The sequence below is a fragment of the Shewanella sp. SM101 genome, from assembly GCF_025654465.1.
Lineage (GTDB): Bacteria > Pseudomonadota > Gammaproteobacteria > Enterobacterales > Shewanellaceae > Shewanella > Shewanella oncorhynchi.
Map to the genome: position 1 here is coordinate 1 of NZ_JAKKRH010000019.1, position 16885 is coordinate 16885.

Sequence of the window (16885 nt, forward strand, 5' to 3'; positions counted from 1 at the left end):
AAGGCCAGTCAGCCCATGGGTTAAATAGGCGGTGACCCAGCGATTGACACTGGTTCTACTGACCTTAAGCATGCTTGCGATGGCGGTACGAGAATGACCTTCAGTGAAATGGAGTAAGGCAAGATAGCGCATACGTTTGCGTGCACTTTTCTCCGATTTTACTAAGGCTGCGATGTGGGGATGATTCATATTTTGTATGATTAAAAACTGATGACCAATTAGATCACATAATTAATATAATTGGTATTATACTCTAAGTTGATTATTTACATGAAGATCTCGCTTAGTTTGATAAGTCCTTTTGCTTAGTGGTTAGTTTCCCGTTAGCATACAAAAATATTAATTTTTTTGTTAACGGCCATCTGTTGCCTATGCTTCGTAAGCTTTCGCTCGCGGTACTGCTTCCTCTTTGTATGCTGACCCTATATTTAGTGTTGGTCATAGGCGAGTACCTGTTCGAAAGTGACCAAGTTAGGGCTGAACTTGCGCAGCGACAGTCGGCTTTGATAAAGCAACAGTTGTTCCGCATGCAGAATGTGGTTCAATCGGCGCAAGCTTTACAGGATGTGGAGCGGATTGAGCAGGAAGTTTCCTTAGCTGCGCTGGATATGGGCACTATGGTGTATATCTTGGTTGATGCTGAAAGCCGTATTCGTTTTGCTAATCATACTGTGTGGCGTGATAGTAATGCGACTCAAGTCATCGATGGTTATGATGTAGACCTTCACCGATCTGTGGTTCAAGCTTTTCTTCCGCAGATACTCGTTAATCTCGAGCGTTTAACTATTCAAGCATATTATCCCGTTCTTCCCCAGTATGGTGGGGCTGTTGATTTGATTTATCTTGAAGCCGATTTAGCCCCTTTAGTTGCCGAAGCTTCTGCTAAGTTGCAGCAACGTTTTATGCGGGTTTGGGGCCTTGGCGGATTATTGCTGATTGGCTTTACCTTTATTTTATATTTCCTGTTGATCCGCCCATTCCAAATGTTGAGCGAGGCAGCTAAGCAGGTTGGTACTTCTTCCTTTTCGACATCGATACCTTGGAGTTCATCTGAAGTTTTATCTTTGCAAGCTAGTTTGCAGCAGGCACATGAGCGTTTAAGTCGGGCAGTTAAACAGCTGAATGACAGTGAATTGCGTTGGTTATTTGCTGTGGAAGGTTCGCGTAACGGTATTTGGGATTGGGGTATTAGTACTGGGGAGGTTTTTCTTTCTGATCGCTGGAAAGAGATGATTGGTTATGAGCCTGATGAATTGGCTGGAGTATTCCAGACATGGGAGACGCGGCTACATCCCGATGATAAGCAGATTGTGTTAGATGCTTTGCAGGAATACGTTAGCGGAAAGAGTAAAGAATTTGAAAGTGTTCACCGCTTACGGCATAGAGATGGCCATTATGTGTGGGTGTTAGACCGCGGTATGTTAGTTGATTGGGATCCCCAAGGGCGCCCGACTCGCATGATAGGCATTCATATGGATGTGTCAGAAAGCGCGAAGAACCATGCTGCAATTACTGAGCTTGTAGATCAATCGGTTGTCGGTCGCAAGATGTTGCCCGATGTCTTTATGGGGCATTTATCGCAATTTTTAACCCATGGTAATAGTTCGGGGCAATGGGGAGCATTGCTGCTCGTTGAGGTGGATCGCTTAGGATTGGTTGCCACTTTACATTCCCATGAATTAGAGCGCTTGTTAACACAAATCGCGGCCCGTTTATCGAGTTATTTCACTGAAAATATAACGGTCGGTCGATTAGAGTCTGGTAATTTCGTTTTGCTTGCTAAAGATTTAGCGGCAGATGCGTCAGCCGCTGCTCGTCGTGCTTTAGCCCTTGCGAGTGAGTTAAGGCAAGTGATTGCTCGACCATTCCATTACGGTCATCATCACTTTGAGCTGAGCGCGTGTGTGGGGATCTGTTTACTCGATAGTATAGAAACCTTAGATCCTGCTTTAGTGATGCGTCGTGCCGAGTTGGCAACGTTAAGCGCTAAGCAAGCAGGTCAAGCTGGGTGCGCTTTTTACCATGCTGAAATGGACTTTCGCCAGAGCCGTGATGAGCTGTTGCAACAGGAATTACAAACCGCATTACAACAAGATAGCTTAACGTTAATGTTCCAGCCTGTGATCAATGCGACCAGTGAACTTGTCTCGGCTGAAGTGCTCACGCGTTGGTATCGTGCTGATGGAGAGTTTATTCCGCCAGCTGAATTTGTGGCGTTAGCAGAACAAGGGGGAATTATTGCTGAGCTTGATCTTTGGGTGGCTAAGCGGGTGTGTCTGTTTATTCAGAAATCGCGGGCTCAAGGAAGGAGTTTGCCTCCTTTGACTCTCAATATCAGTGCATTCTCATTTGGTCAGGCAGATTTTGTTGATACATTCGTTGGGTTGGTTAAGGAGCATGGTATTGGTGCTAATCAACTGGGTATTGAGCTCAATGAGGCCGCATTTTTAATGCAACCACAGTTTGTGGATGAGCGTGTCTCTAAGTTAGTTGAAGCTGGTGTAGGCATCATCCTCGATCATTTCGGTTCGGGCTTGAGTGCCTTGAGCTGCTTAGCGAATCAGCCATTAGTTGCGGTTAAATTGGATATGAGTTGTATTGATTCATTAACCACAATGCCAACAAAAGTGAATGTACTTATTACCTCTGCGCGGCAATTCAATTTGAGCGTTGTCGCCAAAGGTGTCGAATCATCCCAACAATATCAAGCTTTTGTTGAACTTGGCTGTGATGGCTATCAGGGCTATTTATTCAGCCGAGCCTTAAACCAAGCGGACTTTATCCAGCTTGTTTGTCCTCGTCCTTTGCTGCGTAGCGTTTAAAGAAGTCGAGAGCATAGTTTAAGGCTTGGTTTCGGCAGGCGTCTTTTTCCATAAAAATCTCATGGGCAGCCCCAGCGATTACTTTCAATTGGCAATGGGTACTCACGGCGAGATTCTGGGCCGCATTATCAACAATCTTATCTTCACTCGCTTGCAGTATCAGTATCGGAGTGCGAATTTGTGCCGTTGCCAGTACGCAAGTATCTGCCGCATCTAAAGATTCAGTCAACCAACGGTTAGTGGGTGAACCGAGTTGTAACTTAGGGGCAGCATCATACAATTCTCGGTAGGCTTGGTATCGGGTCTGGCTGTGAGTTAGCTCATTCCCTTTGAATGGAACAGGTTTATAGTTTTGTCCTGCAAGTACATAATTAGGCTCGCCGCCATTGAGTGTGGTATCGAGTTTACTGGCTAACCAGCGTACGAACGCTTTTGGCATAGGTAATTTAATGCCATACATGGGTGCGGAAAATGCCGCGGCGGTAAAAATATCGGGATGCTGTTTGAGATACAAAGTGCCAATCGCGCCCCCCATTGAATGGCCAAGTAGCATGAGTTGTTTGTCGTTTTGTGGTAACACTATCTTCTGCATAAATAGTGCAAAATCATCAATATAATCATTGAATCTTCGCACATGGCCCATGTGTGGATTGATTGTCATACGATCCGACAGCCCTTGGCCACGGTGATCTATGGCATAAACAGAGTAACCTTGTTGGTATAAGTCGAAGACCAATTCTTGATACTTTAAATAGGACTCGACTCGGCCACTGCTGAGAACGATTGCGGTATGCGCTTGGGGATGTTTGACCATCATATAGGCCAGCGTGACGCCGTCGGCAGAGGCTAGCGTGTCTTGAACAACGCTTTGCCAGAAGGCTTGCTGCTCTGAGGTATTTAAATCGTGTTCAGTCGAAAATGTCGCTTTGGCTTGGCTCATACTCAGTCGCAAATCATTTGGCTTGAATGGTTTGTTAGAGTGTAACAGACAACCATGGGAGTCTGAAAATACCGACTCCCATGAATTTCATTAACTTAGCGTGCCACCTTTTTCGCTTCAATAAAATCATTGATTTGCTGTTCGAGGATCGACATAGGTACAGAGCCATTTTCGAGCACAGCATCGTGGAAGGCACGAATATCAAATTTGTCGCCGAGTTCCTGTTCTGCCTTGGTACGTAATCGTTTGATTGTTAACTCACCAATCTTGTAGGACAAGGCTTGTCCTGGCCAGGAAATATAGCGGTCAATTTCGGTAGTGACATTGTGCAGTGATAGTGCGGTATTGCTGGCCATAAAGTCGATGGCTTGTTGACGACTCCATCCTTGGGCGTGCATGCCAGTATCTACGACTAAACGCGCCGCGCGCCACATTTCATAGGTTAAGCGACCAAAGTTACTGTATGGATCTTGGTAGAAACCCGCTTCTAAACCTAAATATTCGCAATATAGCCCCCATCCTTCACCAAAGGCAGAGATATAACCATAACGACGGAAATCTGGGAGTGAGGTTAGCTCAGAGTTGAGTGAAATTTGCAGATGATGACCGGGTACGGCTTCGTGCAAAGTTAAAGCTTCTAGCTCGTAGAGTGGGCGCTTATCCAATGCATAAGTGTTGACCCAGTAGTAACCGGGTTCATCATCGCCGTTCGATCCTGAATATCGTCCTGTGGTGTATTTCGGCGCAATTTCGGCAGGCACTGGCGCTATACCATAGGGTTGGCGTGGGAGTTTGCCGAAGTACTTAGGTAGCATGGCATCGGCTTTTTTGGCAATAAATGCCGCTTCTTTGAGTAACTGATCGGCACTGGTGGTGTAGAACTGAGGATCGGTCCGCAGGAAATGTAAGAAGTCGGCAAAGCTGCCTTTAAAACCTACTGACGCGATGATTTGTTCCATTTCTTGGCGGATACGTTGTACTTCTTTTACGCCCAGTTCATGCACTTGCGTCGACGTCATATTCAAGGTCGTGTAGTAACGTACCCTATTCTCATAAAATTCTGCGCCGTTAGGTAAGCTACTGGCCGCGATATTTTCCCGGGCATTGGGAATGTACTCTTTAGTCATAAAATCATAGAAGTTTTGGTATAACTGCAGGACTTTCTGCTCGACTAAGGCTCGGCCTTCTTGAGTCAGCTGAGTTTTTTGTGCTTCAGTGAAATAGCTGGGGTATTGAGTAAAAGGTTTGAAATAACTGCTCTTTTCAACAGGGACGATATAAGCACTGATACTGTCTTCAAAACCAGTGAGTGTCACTTTAGGTGGCGTTATTCCCTCGGCCAATCCTTGTTTTAGCCAGTGAGTTTGCTGGGCGAAATAGGTCGGGAGTGCATTGAGTTTGGCAATATAGTTGCGGTAATCCTCAAGGGTGTTGAATCTTCCCTGTGCGATTGAGGTGATATAAGCGTGGAAGCCGCTTTCCGCGGTAATGGGCAGGTAATAATCCTTAAAGCGATATAGGTCGACATCGTTTTGGATCTGATCTTCCAGTATTTGAGCGTTAATCTTATCTTCTTTACTCAAGCTGCCGCGGTCGAGTGCTTTGAGCTGCGCTAGTACTGCGATTTGACCTTGATTAAGTTTAGCGAGCGCGACTGGCGAGAGATCCGCTAATTTTCCTGCTGCACTGGCATCGCCCATGCTGTAAGCCATTTCAGGACTCGCACTGAGTTGTAATTGCCAGCTTTGGTCGATAATCGCTTGCAGCGCTGGGGCGATTGGCTCAACTTGTGATTGTGCTGCTGATATTGCCTGTGACGATGGGGTTTGAATATTTTTTGTGGTTTGAGTGGCACTGCAGGCGCCTAATGCGCATATCAATAAACTGGGGGTTAAGAGTTTATGCATGTTAGATCTCTGATATTTTCGTTGTTATTGAAGTCATTATGCCTGATGAATGCGGCCGTTCCTTGTATGGATATTAAGCAGAATTGTGACTGAATGTGAATTTAAATGCGTTTGGCGCATAAATGCCCCCGAAAATGCGTGTTAAACTTAGTATCCGCCCGCGACCAAATAACAAAAGCATTGGCTGGGTAGTTCAAATAGGGGTTAAATATGATTGATACATCCATTCCATTGGTGGATCTGCATCGTCACCTAGACGGTAATGTGCGGGTAAATACCATTTGGGAACTAGGACACCAACACGGCATTGCGCTACCTGCCGATTCTTTAGAGACACTCGCACCTTTTGTGCAAATTCAGGGGAAAGAAACTAGCTTAGTCGCCTTCTTAAAGAAGCTCGATTGGATGGTTGCTGTACTCGCAGATTTGGATGCGGTTAAACGCGTCGCCTATGAAAACGTTGCCGATGCGGCGTTATCTGGCTTAGATTACGCTGAGTTACGTTTTAGTCCTTACTATATGGCGATGAACCATAAGTTACCGATTGAAGGCGTAGTTGAGGCGGTAGTTGACGGCGTTAAAGCGGGCTTAAAAGACTATAACGTGAAGATCAATTTGATTGGCATTATGTCACGTTCATTTGGTCAAGCTGCTTGTACTCAAGAACTTGAAGGCTTACTCGCCCATAAACAACATCTCGTGGCTATGGACTTAGCCGGCGATGAATTAGGCTTCCCTGGCGAGTTATTTAACGATCACTTTAAACGTGTTCGTGATGCTGGCCTTGCGATTACGGCTCACGCCGGTGAAGCTGCGGGTTCACAAAGTATGTGGCAAGCGATTCAAGAACTTGGCGCAACTCGAATTGGTCATGGGGTGAATGCGATTCACGATCCTAAGCTGATGGAATATCTTGCTAAGCACCGTATTGGCATCGAATCTTGCCCAACCAGTAACTTGCATACTTCTACAGTCGCTTCTTACGCTGAGCATCCTTTCAGAACCTTTATGGATGCAGGCGTGTTGATAAGCCTAAATACCGATGATCCCGGTGTGAGCGCTATCGATATTAAGCATGAGTATCGTATCGCCAAATCTGAACTCAAGTTAACCGATGCTGAGTTAGCGCAGGTGCAACGTAACGGCGTTGAAATGGCATTTTTATCGGACAGTGAGCGCAAAGTACTGTATGCCGCTAAGGTATAAGTAATACCAATCACATTTAAATATCTAATCAGTTCAGAGCCTCACAGGCATTTCAATCCGAGGCGCATTGACGCAGAAATGGTTATTCTCTTTTAAGTCAATGCAACACGGGAGTGGGATGCCTGTGTGGCTCCCAAGGGGCGGGTTTCAACGCGCTTTATACTGCGTTTAAGGCTTTCGACAGAGCACCACTATGCCTTCAAGCCTTCGCCTTGTCTAAAGCGCGTTGAACTCCCGCTGAATGAACAGATATTTAATACGATTGGTATAAGCTCTGAGTCGTTACTAAAAATTGCAATCAATAAAAATCCGACTCTAGAGTCGGATTTGTTATGAGCGTTTACGAGTGCTGCGATAGGCGCTTTAGATCACGCGTGAGAACTGTTGCTGACGCGCTTTTTGACGATAGTAAAGATCGAAGCACATACAGATATTGCGGATCAATAAACGGCCAGTAGGGCTGATAGTGATCTGTCTGTCGACGATTTCAACTAACTTATCATCGATAAATGTCTGCATTAACTTAAGATCTTCAGCGAAATAGGTTTCGAAGTTAATCCCCAGTTTCTCATCAATTTTCGCCATATCCAGTTCGAAGTGGCAAATCAGCTGTTTAATCACGACGCGGCGGATTTCATCGTCACGGTTTAGGCTGCAACCTTTCCACAAAGCATGGCCTTCCTTATCTATGGCCTCATAGTAAGGGCGGATATCTTTCTGGTTTTGCGCATAGCAATCGCCAATCTGACTGATGGACGATACGCCAAGACCTAACAAATCGCATTCTTCTTGGGTGGTATAACCTTGGAAGTTGCGGTGCAGTCTGCCTTCGCGCTGCAACTTGGCTAACTCGTCATCGGGTTTAGCAAAGTGGTCCATGCCGATATATTGGTAACCAGCGCCAGTTAAGGTCTCGATAGTTTGGTGCAGCATTTCGAGTTTTTGTTTTGGCGAAGGTAAATGCTCGTCTTTGATCTTACGTTGAGCGGCAAAGCGCGCAGGTAAGTGAGCATAGTTAAATACCGACAGACGGTCAGGCGATAAATCTAAAACGCGCTGCATAGTGACGGCAAAGGTTTCTGGCGTTTGGTGTGGCAAACCATAGATTAAATCTATGTTGGTTGACACAAAACCCATGGCTTTCGCTTTAGCCATTAAGTCGAAGATAAATTGCTCATCTTGTTCGCGATTAACGGCAATTTGCACTTCTTTATTGAAATCTTGTACACCGATGGAGATCCGGTTAAAGCCCGCTTCTTTCAACGTGTCGAGCATTGACAGTTCTATCTCGCGAGGATCGACTTCAATTGAGTACTCGCCTTCTTCCGCAAAGTTAAAGTTAGCTTTAATCAATGACGTAAGTTTAAGAATCTGCTCTGGATTTAAGAACGTGGGTGTACCGCCGCCCCAATGCATTTGGGTCACACTGTAATGTTTGAACAGGGGCGCACGTTTAATAATTTCTTGGCTTAAATATTCAATGTACTGATCGGCTTTGTGTTGGTGGCGGGTGATGACTTTATTACAGCCGCAGTAATAACAAAGCTTGGCGCAGAACGGGATATGAATATACAGCGACAGTTTATCGCTTTTGCTATTTTCAATGGCCGTCAGCAGGTTTTGTTCGGTGAATGTGTCATCGAACTCCAATGCCGTTGGGTAAGAGGTATAACGGGGACCGCTGTAGTTATATTTTTCGATCATCGACTGATCCCAGCTAATCTGAGTGGGCTGCTTCAAGGCGTGTCCTCCGTGGGTAAATTAGCAACAAGCGAAGTATGCAAGGTTCTTAAGTAAATAACCTTGATCTAGGTTGTAAAAATGACGTCTGTCTTTTTAGAAGTTACGCAATATCTATCAAAAAAGTACGCTTGTCTGTCGATATTTGGCGGTTTTGTGCGCAGGCTCACGGGAGTAAGGAGGGTAAAATTGGTGCGGGTTTTATCGAGATAACCTCAAAACCACAATATAAGTGGTCTTGAGGTATAGCAATGGGCTGGTTTAATGCATCGCTTTGGCTTGGTAATCCGACAGTTTTTTCGCATCATCACTGATGCCTTGTTCTAATGCGGCTTCAGACTTCATTCTGATCAAGTCTAACTTCATTCTTTCTTGCTTAGGCAAGGCTTGACGAGCATCCATGATGGGATGATTTTTAATTAACTCAAAGTGTTTGAATAATGAAGGGTAATCGGGAGCCACACGCTCACTTAATGACAGGATTTCAAATAATCGCCCAATCCTGACCACGCCTTCAGAGATCTCACAGCGGTCTTCAATCATGGCAGTGGCGATATAGCGGATATCATCTAAAACTTGGGCACGTTTTGCGTTCGCAGTCACTTCACGCTCGGCTTGTTCAGCCTGCTGACGCTTTTTTTGCTGCTTGAGTTTTAGGATTAAGAAGGTGGCGTAGCTACTTAGCGCTACTATGATGATAAAACCGAGAATAATGATAGTCGTAGACACAAAGACTCCTTATATGAATGGCATAAGGAGCCACAGCTAAAAACTGAGTTCCCTATGCCTTAGCACTGAGAGGTTAGAACTTGTCTTGATAATCTTTTAGTAAGTCAGCGCCTGATTCGAATTTGTCGAACAACTCATCGTCAGACAAAGACTTAGCAGGTGATGAAGGTGTGTCATCATCCATATCGTCGCTAATGCCCAGTTTAATCATCAGAGCTTCAATCTTATTTAGCTGTTGATCTAACCACTTTTGGTCAACCTCGTTGAGGTCGCGGCCTTCTTCAAGCATATCTAACAGCTGATTTAGTCTTGGATCTTCTTCCAATTTCAGCAATTTTTGCTCGTCAGTCAGCTTAGCTTGTTTCACTTTTGGCTGAGCGGCTTTATCTGTTACTACTGCCGCAGGAATTGCTAAAGCCACAGGCTTTTTACTGCCATGACGCGGGTCTTTTTTCTTAGCGGCCAGCTGTTGCGGCGCTTGCGCTAAAATTAAGCTTTCGTTATGACGACTACCTGATTTATTGCCAGAATCTTTACGTTTGCCAGTCGCTACAGCGCGATCTTGCTTCTTCACTCTTGGCTGTAACTTAGGGCTGTTCTCGCCGCCCTTGCGTGTTTTCTTGCTACGAGACATGGTCTTCTCAATTATTTACAACGTATGGCCTTGCAGACTAAGGGTAAGCTTGTCTACAAGGTGCGAAATTAGGCCGAGTGTTATACCAGATTATGATGTTTTTTGCATCAAAACGAGGTCCTTTGCGGCAAATAATAGATCAAAATCGCTATTGTTTGCGAGGTACTCGAAGGTTTGTCGCTGATAAAAGCTCACATGGGTGAGGTTGTTCTTATAATGCCACTTAGCAAAACCATCTAATTCAGTTAGTAATGGTGTGCTTATCGCTAACCAACCACCAGAATGCAGTAGCCGAGAGAGCAAAGTCCACTCTTTTATAGGGTTTTGAAAATGCTCAAACACCCGATAACAGCAGATAAAATCATACTCTAGCTTTAACACGTCATGATTCGGGGCAAAAAAGGGATCATATTGATTTAACTTGTGGCCCGCATTTTCTATGGTCGTCAGACTCTCATCATCGAGTATGCGGCCAAAATTCAATCCTAATAAACTGCCCGCTTGTTGCTGCTCTAATTGCACTAACAGCGGCAAAATAAATTGCGATAACTGTTTTTGCTTCGACACTATGCGTGAACGACCGTATCTTTGCTTCTCTGCCGCGGGGGGTAAATGGCTATTCGCATCCGCAAAGGTTAACTCACATGTCTTACAAACATAAAAACTCCGCTTTTTATCTTGATGAAGGAGTCGTGTCTGACTGTTATGACAAAGAGGGCATCTGGGCATTGAGTCTGCTGAAGTGATTATTAAGGCTTTGATTGTACCAATTATATTGGTTGAGTGCACATTTTAGACACTAATGGGGTGTTACAAAAGAAAAAAGGCGGCAGTTAAACTGCCGCCTTACAAAGGGTGCTTTAGCACCTTATCCTGATTCCAAGTATCCATACTTGCTATGCGACTTTCCCGGTCGGTATCCTTCTTTTTTTTACTGCTTTCCCTGCATTATTTTTGTTAATGGTCTTCCAGACACTTTATTTTTTTCTGTCGCCATCCTGACTACAGTTTCCGTAGATGGTCTCGCGACACATCTTTTAAAGCATCGTCATCATTGACGTCGAGTTAACCATCCATGTTACTTAAGTACCTTCCTGTGATAACAAGCATCCAGCCAGTGCATCCTAAGCTTATCGCTTCCTTTGCTACAGTTAACATCATGTAAACTATGTCCTGATGGGGCAAGTTACCCTGAGTGTAAGGTGTTTTGCTAGAAGCAAATTGGCGTTATCGGCCATCCCTTACAAAATTGTGCTGACCTGGATTTCAAGTGGAAATCACGACTCTTGTTATTATTAGAGAGTGGTCTTAAGTATATTATTGTTATTGAGTATCTTTATTCTTATATCTTGAACGTTAATTATACCGAAACCTGTAAGTTATTATTAATCTTTTTGTACAAACAGATGGGTTTATCTCGGTACGGGGCTTATTAAACCGAAATCTGTGATCTATGTCAAGCACGAATCTTAGCAGTTTACGTCCACGTCAACTTTGTGGTGTAAAAAAAGGGTGACAATACACCCTTCTTTTCACTCGCGAAGATTACTTCAGGCTAGAAAGATACTTTGATAGCGCGTCGATATCGCTATCATTTAGTTTTTTAGCCACATCTTGCATCATGCCATTCAAGTCATTATGGCGGCCAGCTTCACGGAATTTTGTCAGCTGGATCTTGATGTAGTTTGCGTGTTGGCCTGCCAACGTTGGAAAACCTGCAAGCTCAGCGCCTTTACCATCTGGGCCATGACATGCCATACAAGCGGTAATGCCACGAGAAACATCACCACCCTTGTAAAGTTTAGCACCTAACTCAGGAACATCTTTTGCTTCAGCCACTTGGATTGCTTGGCTAGAAAAATATGCGCTAATGTCGAGAATATCCTGATCGCTTAGAGGCATTGCCATGCCACTCATGATAGGATCCATACGCCCATCTTTACCGCCAGTTTGTGCTGCGCTACGGAAATCATGTAGTTGCTTTTGGAGGTAAGTGGCGTGTTGGCCCGCAATTTTGGGGTACATATCGATCATACTGTTACCGTCCATACCGTGACAGGCCGAACAGACAATGATTTTCGTTTTTCCCGCTTCAGCATTACCTTCAGCAATCGCAGGTGAAGATATGGCGGCAATTACAACAGACAGCGCAAGAGCTAGCTTTTTCATGGCGTTCCAACTTCTGGTTAAATTATTATCCTGAGCTTACTAGGGTGACCCGCAAGCGTGGTAAAATATGATTAATGTGATCGGAGTAATATTTTACACGAAAACGTGGGAAAGTAAGTAATTCTTCATAAATTATGGTATTGCGTAGAAAAATTTCGGAGTAAATAGTGACTGAATCTCGTATAGATTTTCGTAGGGCAAAGTTTTTAATCAGTGCACCTGACATTGCACATTTGGATCAATATCTGCCCGGCGATGTTGGAGTTGAGATTGCATTTGCTGGCCGCTCTAATGCTGGAAAGTCTAGTGCACTCAATGCATTAACTGAGCAAAAAAGTTTAGCAAGAACCAGTAAAACACCGGGCCGTACTCAACTAATTAACGTATTTGAGTTAGATGCTCAGCGTCGTTTAGTTGACTTGCCTGGTTATGGCTTTGCGCAAGTCCCACTTGCGTTGAAAAATAAATGGCAGCAAGCATTGGGTGAATATTTGCAAAAACGCGCTTGTTTAAGTGGCGTGGTTGTCTTGATGGATATTCGTCATCCATTAAAAGATCTCGATATGCAGATGATTGAATGGGCAGTTGCTAGTGAAATTCCTGTATTAGCTTTGCTAACGAAATCAGACAAATTAGCCCAAAGTGCTAAGATGAAAACCGTAAATGAAGTGCGTCTCGCACTAAGTGAGTTTGGCGACTGGGTGCAAGTTGAACCCTTCTCATCACTTAAAGGAACCGGTAAGCCTAAAGTGTTGGCAATTCTTAATGAATGGTGTCATCCACAGTGGTTGACTGATGAGTTAGATGCAGCGAATAACGCTGAATAATATCGCCTGTTTTGGTGTACATGGTAGAATTTGACTGTGTATACCTCCTCTTTGTTTTTACTGCAATTTTTCTCTTTTATTCAGTCTCATTCCCATCGGTTCTTCGTTAATTTCAGGCAAAAAAATAGCCGATGATATTATCATCGGCCAAAAATATTAGCTCTTTTGGGGAGAAGCTAAATTCAACAAGACTCAAGCACCATCAAATTAGCTTCAATGGTTCTCAATGAAACTAGCATACAGCCAATCCATCCCTTATTAAAGTAAATACTCTAAAATTTACTTAAAGTCTGAAAAAAGAGCAAAAAAAAGCCTCAGCAAACAAGTTGCTGAGGCGCCAGAATTTGGCTCATCACTATAAGTGAAATAAAGGTCTGAAAGATAGAACATCTTAACCTCTGTACCCTACGCAGAGAATATTACTCTATTTATCTTTAAATGGAAAACAGTTTTTTCAAAAAAGAGGTAATTATGTGCGCTTGATCTCAGGTTGTGAGTGAAAAAGCATCTCAAATTGATCCTAAAATTTCAGTGAAAATGGTTAATTGGCTGATTTAAAGAGAAAACTCGAAATTTATATACAAAAGTGATCAATATTTGAGATTTGATTTTTTACTCTAATCCTGACCTAAGATTTTGGTGTACGCGTGAGAGAACAACCGTTATGGCATTCTTGAGCATATATGGCTGACTTGAATGCAGTTTCAATTCGAGTAAATCACACCTTTTAATATCCATCTGCTGTGGCAGTGTATCGATGAACTCTACTGCCAAATGTATCAGGTAAAGATTGTTTGGCTGTGAGTGAATCATTTTCTGCCGATGAAGTTTGTCTAACTTAACGAGCTAATTTGTATTGTGAAAGGGTTATTTATGCTGAGTGATGAAAAGGACTCTGTATTGATGTTCTTAGAGGCGATTAAGACGGGAGAGAGCTAATCTGAGCTCAAAATATTGAAGTCAGATTAGCTTTATTTTCAGTTAAATCATATTGATAGTGTTCTTCTGGATATTACTGAGATTAGTGGGCTTCATCCCAGTTATCACCAATGCCTGCTTCGGCAAGCAGTTCAACATCGAGATTAGCTGCTTGCGCCATCAAGGTGCAGATTGTCTTTTTAAGTGCCTCTGCTTTATCCGCATCGACTTCAAACACTAATTCATCGTGAACCTGCATGATCATAGTGATTTCGCCTTGGGTTTCTGTTTTGATCCACTGGGCAATATTGATCATGGCCTTTTTGATGATGTCAGCAGCCGTACCTTGCATTGGCGCGTTAATCGCAGCACGTTCAGCACCTTGGCGGCGCATCGCATTACGATCACGGATTTCGGGCAAGTAGAGGCGACGACCAAACAGAGTCGACACATAACCTAAGTCAGCAGCACCCGCGCGCGTTTCTTCCATATAACGTAATACGCCAGGATAACGGGCAAAGTAGGTATCGATATAGGTTTGTGCTTCATGGCGTGGGATATCAAGCTGACGCGCCAAACCAAAGGCTGACATGCCATAAATTAAGCCGAAGTTAACCGCTTTGGCACGGCGGCGTTGTTCTGTGGTGACTTCATCAAAGTCGGTACCAAATACTTCTGCAGCAGTGGCTCTATGAATGTCTTTGCCCTCGGCGAAGGCTTTGAGTAAGCCAGCATCTTGGGATAAATGGGCCATGATCCGTAGTTCGATTTGCGAGTAGTCGGCGGCCAAAATTTTACGGCCTGCTGGGGCGATAAAGGCTTGGCGAATACGGCGACCTTCTTCGGTGCGAATCGGAATATTTTGCAGGTTAGGTTCGCTTGACGATAAGCGACCTGTTGCCGCATTAGCTTGATGATAGCTAGTGTGTACGCGACCCGTTTTGGCGTTGACCATCAGTGGCAGCTTATCGGTGTAAGTGCTCTTTAACTTAGATAGACTTCGATGTTCGAGGATCACCTTTGGCAGTGGGAAATCTAAGGCTAATTCGACTAATACTTCTTCCGCGGTCGATGGCGCACCCTTTGGGGTCTTTTTGGTGATCGGATAACCTAGCTTTTCATAAAACAATACTTGCAGCTGCTTAGGTGAACCAAGATTGAATTTTTCACCGGCAATGTCGTAGGCTTTTTCTTCTAAGGTATCGATTTTACGCGCCAGTTCATCGCTCTGTTGGCCGAGTAACATGCTGTCGATTAAGACCCCTTGACGTTCAATGTCCGACAACACTTGGATTAGCGGTAATTCGACTTCGGTAAACATGGCGGCAAGTTCGGCTTCTTTCTCGAGTCTTGGCCATAAATGTTGGTGTAAACGCAGTGTGATGTCAGCATCTTCTGCTGCATAAGGTGCAGCCGTCTCTAGCGGGATTTGGTTGAAGGTCAGTTGTTTTGCACCTTTGCCAGCAATTTCTTCAAAACTGATATTTTTATGGCCTAAATACTTGAGTGCTAAACCATCCATATCATGGCGCGAAGCCACTGAGTTGAAAACATAGGATTCGAGCATAGTGTCGAAAGCGACGCCCTGTAGTTTGATCCCTGCATTGGCTAAGATACTGATGTCGTACTTAAGATTTTGACCGACTTTCTTAAGTTTTGGATCCTCAAGCAGCGGACGCAGTTTTTCTAACGCGACCGTTTTATCGATTTGAGTCGGTGCACCAACGTAATCGTGGGTCAAAGGAAGATAAGCGGCTTTTCCTGTCTCAACGGCGAAGGAAATCCCGACTAATTCGGCCACCATGTAATCTAAGCTGGTGGTCTCAGTATCGACTGCCATTAAGTCGGCTTGTTTAAGCTTAGCAATCCAAGTGTCTAATTCGGCTTCGGTGAGAATGCAGTCGTACTGTGTTTCAATCGCTTCGACTGGAGATGAGTATTCTTGTGTTTCTGTGGATGCCGCATCAATTGAGGTATTTGCCGTCATTTTATTATCTAAGACTTCGGCTAACCAACGTTTAAACTCCATCTCGCCGTAGCATTTGATCAGTTCATCTTTGTCTGCTGGCATGAGAGTGAGTTCGTGCCAATCTTGCTCAAGTTCGACATCGGTTTTGATGGTGGCGAGTTCGTAAGAAAGCTTGAGCATGTCGGCATTTTCAATGATTTTTGCCGCCATGGTTTTAGAACCTCTAAAGCCGAGCTCGGCGACTTTTTCGGGTTCCGCTAATAAGTTACTCACACTGCCGGCTCCCGTGAGCATAGCGAGCGCCGTTTTCTCTCCCACGCCGGGTAAGCCTGGAATATTGTCAGCCTTGTCGCCCATCAGTGCGAGTAAATCTATGATACGGTCTGGACCGACACCAAATTTGGTGACGACTTCTTCTGGGCCCATTATGGTGTCTGTCATGGTGTTGATGAGCGTAACGTTCTCATCCACTAACTGGGCCATGTCTTTATCGCCTGTGCTGATAAGCACGGCACGGTTTTCTAAGCTGGCTTGGCGGGCAATAGTTCCAATCACGTCATCGGCTTCGACGCCGGAAATTGAAATCAGTGGTAAACCCAGTGCGCGAATAATGCGATGCAAGGGTTCGATTTGCGAACGTAGATCATCAGGCATAGGTGGGCGCTGTGCTTTGTATTCGCTGTACATGTCATTGCGGAAGGTTTTTCCCTTGGCATCGAACACGACTGCTATATGGCTTGGCTGATAACGGGTCAACAAGCTGCGTAACATATTCACTACGCCATAAACGGCACCCGTTGCTTCGCCCTTTGAGTTTGTTAGGTGAGGAGGCGCATAATAAGCGCGATACAAATAAGAAGATCCATCCACAAGCACAAGTGGGTTTTTAGCGACGGTTGGCATAGGTATTTTTCGTTTATCGATGACTTAGATGGCGCTAAGCATGCCACAGAAGCACTATTTCAGCCATGGCAAAATGACTCTCAGCCTGTGGATAAGTCTGTGAGTGAAAAAGTCAACTGAG

Annotated in this window: 13 protein-coding genes; 4 read left to right on the forward strand and 9 right to left on the reverse strand. The window is 44.4% G+C overall.

From position 1 onward, the window contains the following. On the reverse strand, positions 1-189 hold a 189-nt coding region (locus L5M38_RS12035; protein WP_263177467.1), incomplete at its 3' end, for a helix-turn-helix domain-containing protein. Positions 190-371: 182 nt separating this feature from the next. Between L5M38_RS12035 and L5M38_RS12040 the strand changes: the two genes are divergently transcribed. Next, a complete protein-coding gene (locus tag L5M38_RS12040; RefSeq protein WP_263179235.1) occupies positions 372-2822 on the forward strand; it encodes a GGDEF domain-containing phosphodiesterase in 2451 nt (816 codons plus the stop codon). On the opposite strand, the gene L5M38_RS12045 is transcribed toward L5M38_RS12040, so the two are convergent. Then, the gene (locus L5M38_RS12045; protein ID WP_263179236.1) at positions 2779-3762 is read right to left on the reverse strand and encodes an alpha/beta fold hydrolase; all 984 of its coding nucleotides are present in this window, start codon (positions 3760-3762) and stop codon (positions 2779-2781) included. The two genes, L5M38_RS12040 and L5M38_RS12045, sit on opposite strands and share 44 nt — an antisense overlap. 95 nt (positions 3763-3857) lie before the next feature. Continuing rightward, positions 3858-5669 carry a DUF885 domain-containing protein gene (locus L5M38_RS12050; protein WP_263179237.1) on the reverse strand — a complete coding sequence of 604 codons (1812 nt, stop codon included), beginning with the start codon at positions 5667-5669 and terminating at the stop codon, positions 3858-3860. A 210-nt stretch (positions 5670-5879) separates the two neighbouring features. Here L5M38_RS12050 and add point away from each other — a divergent pair, with 210 nt between their 5' ends. Both add and L5M38_RS12060 read left to right on the forward strand, forming a co-directional pair. Next, the gene (gene add, locus L5M38_RS12055) at positions 5880-6875 is read left to right on the forward strand and encodes an adenosine deaminase (protein ID WP_212599426.1); all 996 of its coding nucleotides are present in this window, start codon (positions 5880-5882) and stop codon (positions 6873-6875) included. A 126-nt stretch (positions 6876-7001) separates the two neighbouring features. Then, positions 7002-7211, forward strand: coding sequence for a hypothetical protein (locus L5M38_RS12060; protein WP_263179238.1), 210 nt, complete (start codon positions 7002-7004; stop codon positions 7209-7211). 27 nt (positions 7212-7238) lie between these two features. On the opposite strand, the gene hemN is transcribed toward L5M38_RS12060, so the two are convergent. From hemN to L5M38_RS12085, 5 genes are all read right to left on the reverse strand, one after another. Next, positions 7239-8615, reverse strand: coding sequence for an oxygen-independent coproporphyrinogen III oxidase (gene hemN, locus L5M38_RS12065; RefSeq protein WP_006084752.1), 1377 nt, complete (start codon positions 8613-8615; stop codon positions 7239-7241). A gap of 261 nt (positions 8616-8876) precedes the next feature. Next, the gene (locus tag L5M38_RS12070) at positions 8877-9344 is read right to left on the reverse strand and encodes a DUF2489 domain-containing protein (protein WP_113940148.1); all 468 of its coding nucleotides are present in this window, start codon (positions 9342-9344) and stop codon (positions 8877-8879) included. 73 nt (positions 9345-9417) lie between these two features. After that, positions 9418-9978, reverse strand: a complete 561-nt coding sequence (gene yihI / locus L5M38_RS12075) for a Der GTPase-activating protein YihI (RefSeq protein ID WP_263179239.1) — start codon at positions 9976-9978, stop codon at positions 9418-9420. Between the two features lie 90 nt (positions 9979-10068). Further along, positions 10069-10707: a class I SAM-dependent methyltransferase gene (locus L5M38_RS12080; protein ID WP_263179240.1), complete on the reverse strand. Its 639-nt coding sequence runs from the start codon at positions 10705-10707 to the stop codon at positions 10069-10071. An 816-nt stretch (positions 10708-11523) separates the two neighbouring features. Further along, a complete protein-coding gene (locus L5M38_RS12085) occupies positions 11524-12147 on the reverse strand; it encodes a c-type cytochrome (protein ID WP_105250761.1) in 624 nt (207 codons plus the stop codon). A gap of 167 nt (positions 12148-12314) precedes the next feature. On the opposite strand from L5M38_RS12085, the gene yihA reads away from it, so the two are divergent. Then, positions 12315-12974, forward strand: coding sequence for a ribosome biogenesis GTP-binding protein YihA/YsxC (gene yihA / locus L5M38_RS12090; RefSeq protein WP_006079362.1), 660 nt, complete (start codon positions 12315-12317; stop codon positions 12972-12974). A gap of 1021 nt (positions 12975-13995) precedes the next feature. Here yihA and polA read toward each other — a convergent pair. Then, positions 13996-16764, reverse strand: coding sequence for a DNA polymerase I (gene polA, locus L5M38_RS12095; RefSeq protein WP_173497795.1), 2769 nt, complete (start codon positions 16762-16764; stop codon positions 13996-13998). Positions 16765-16885: the final 121 nt, after the last annotated feature.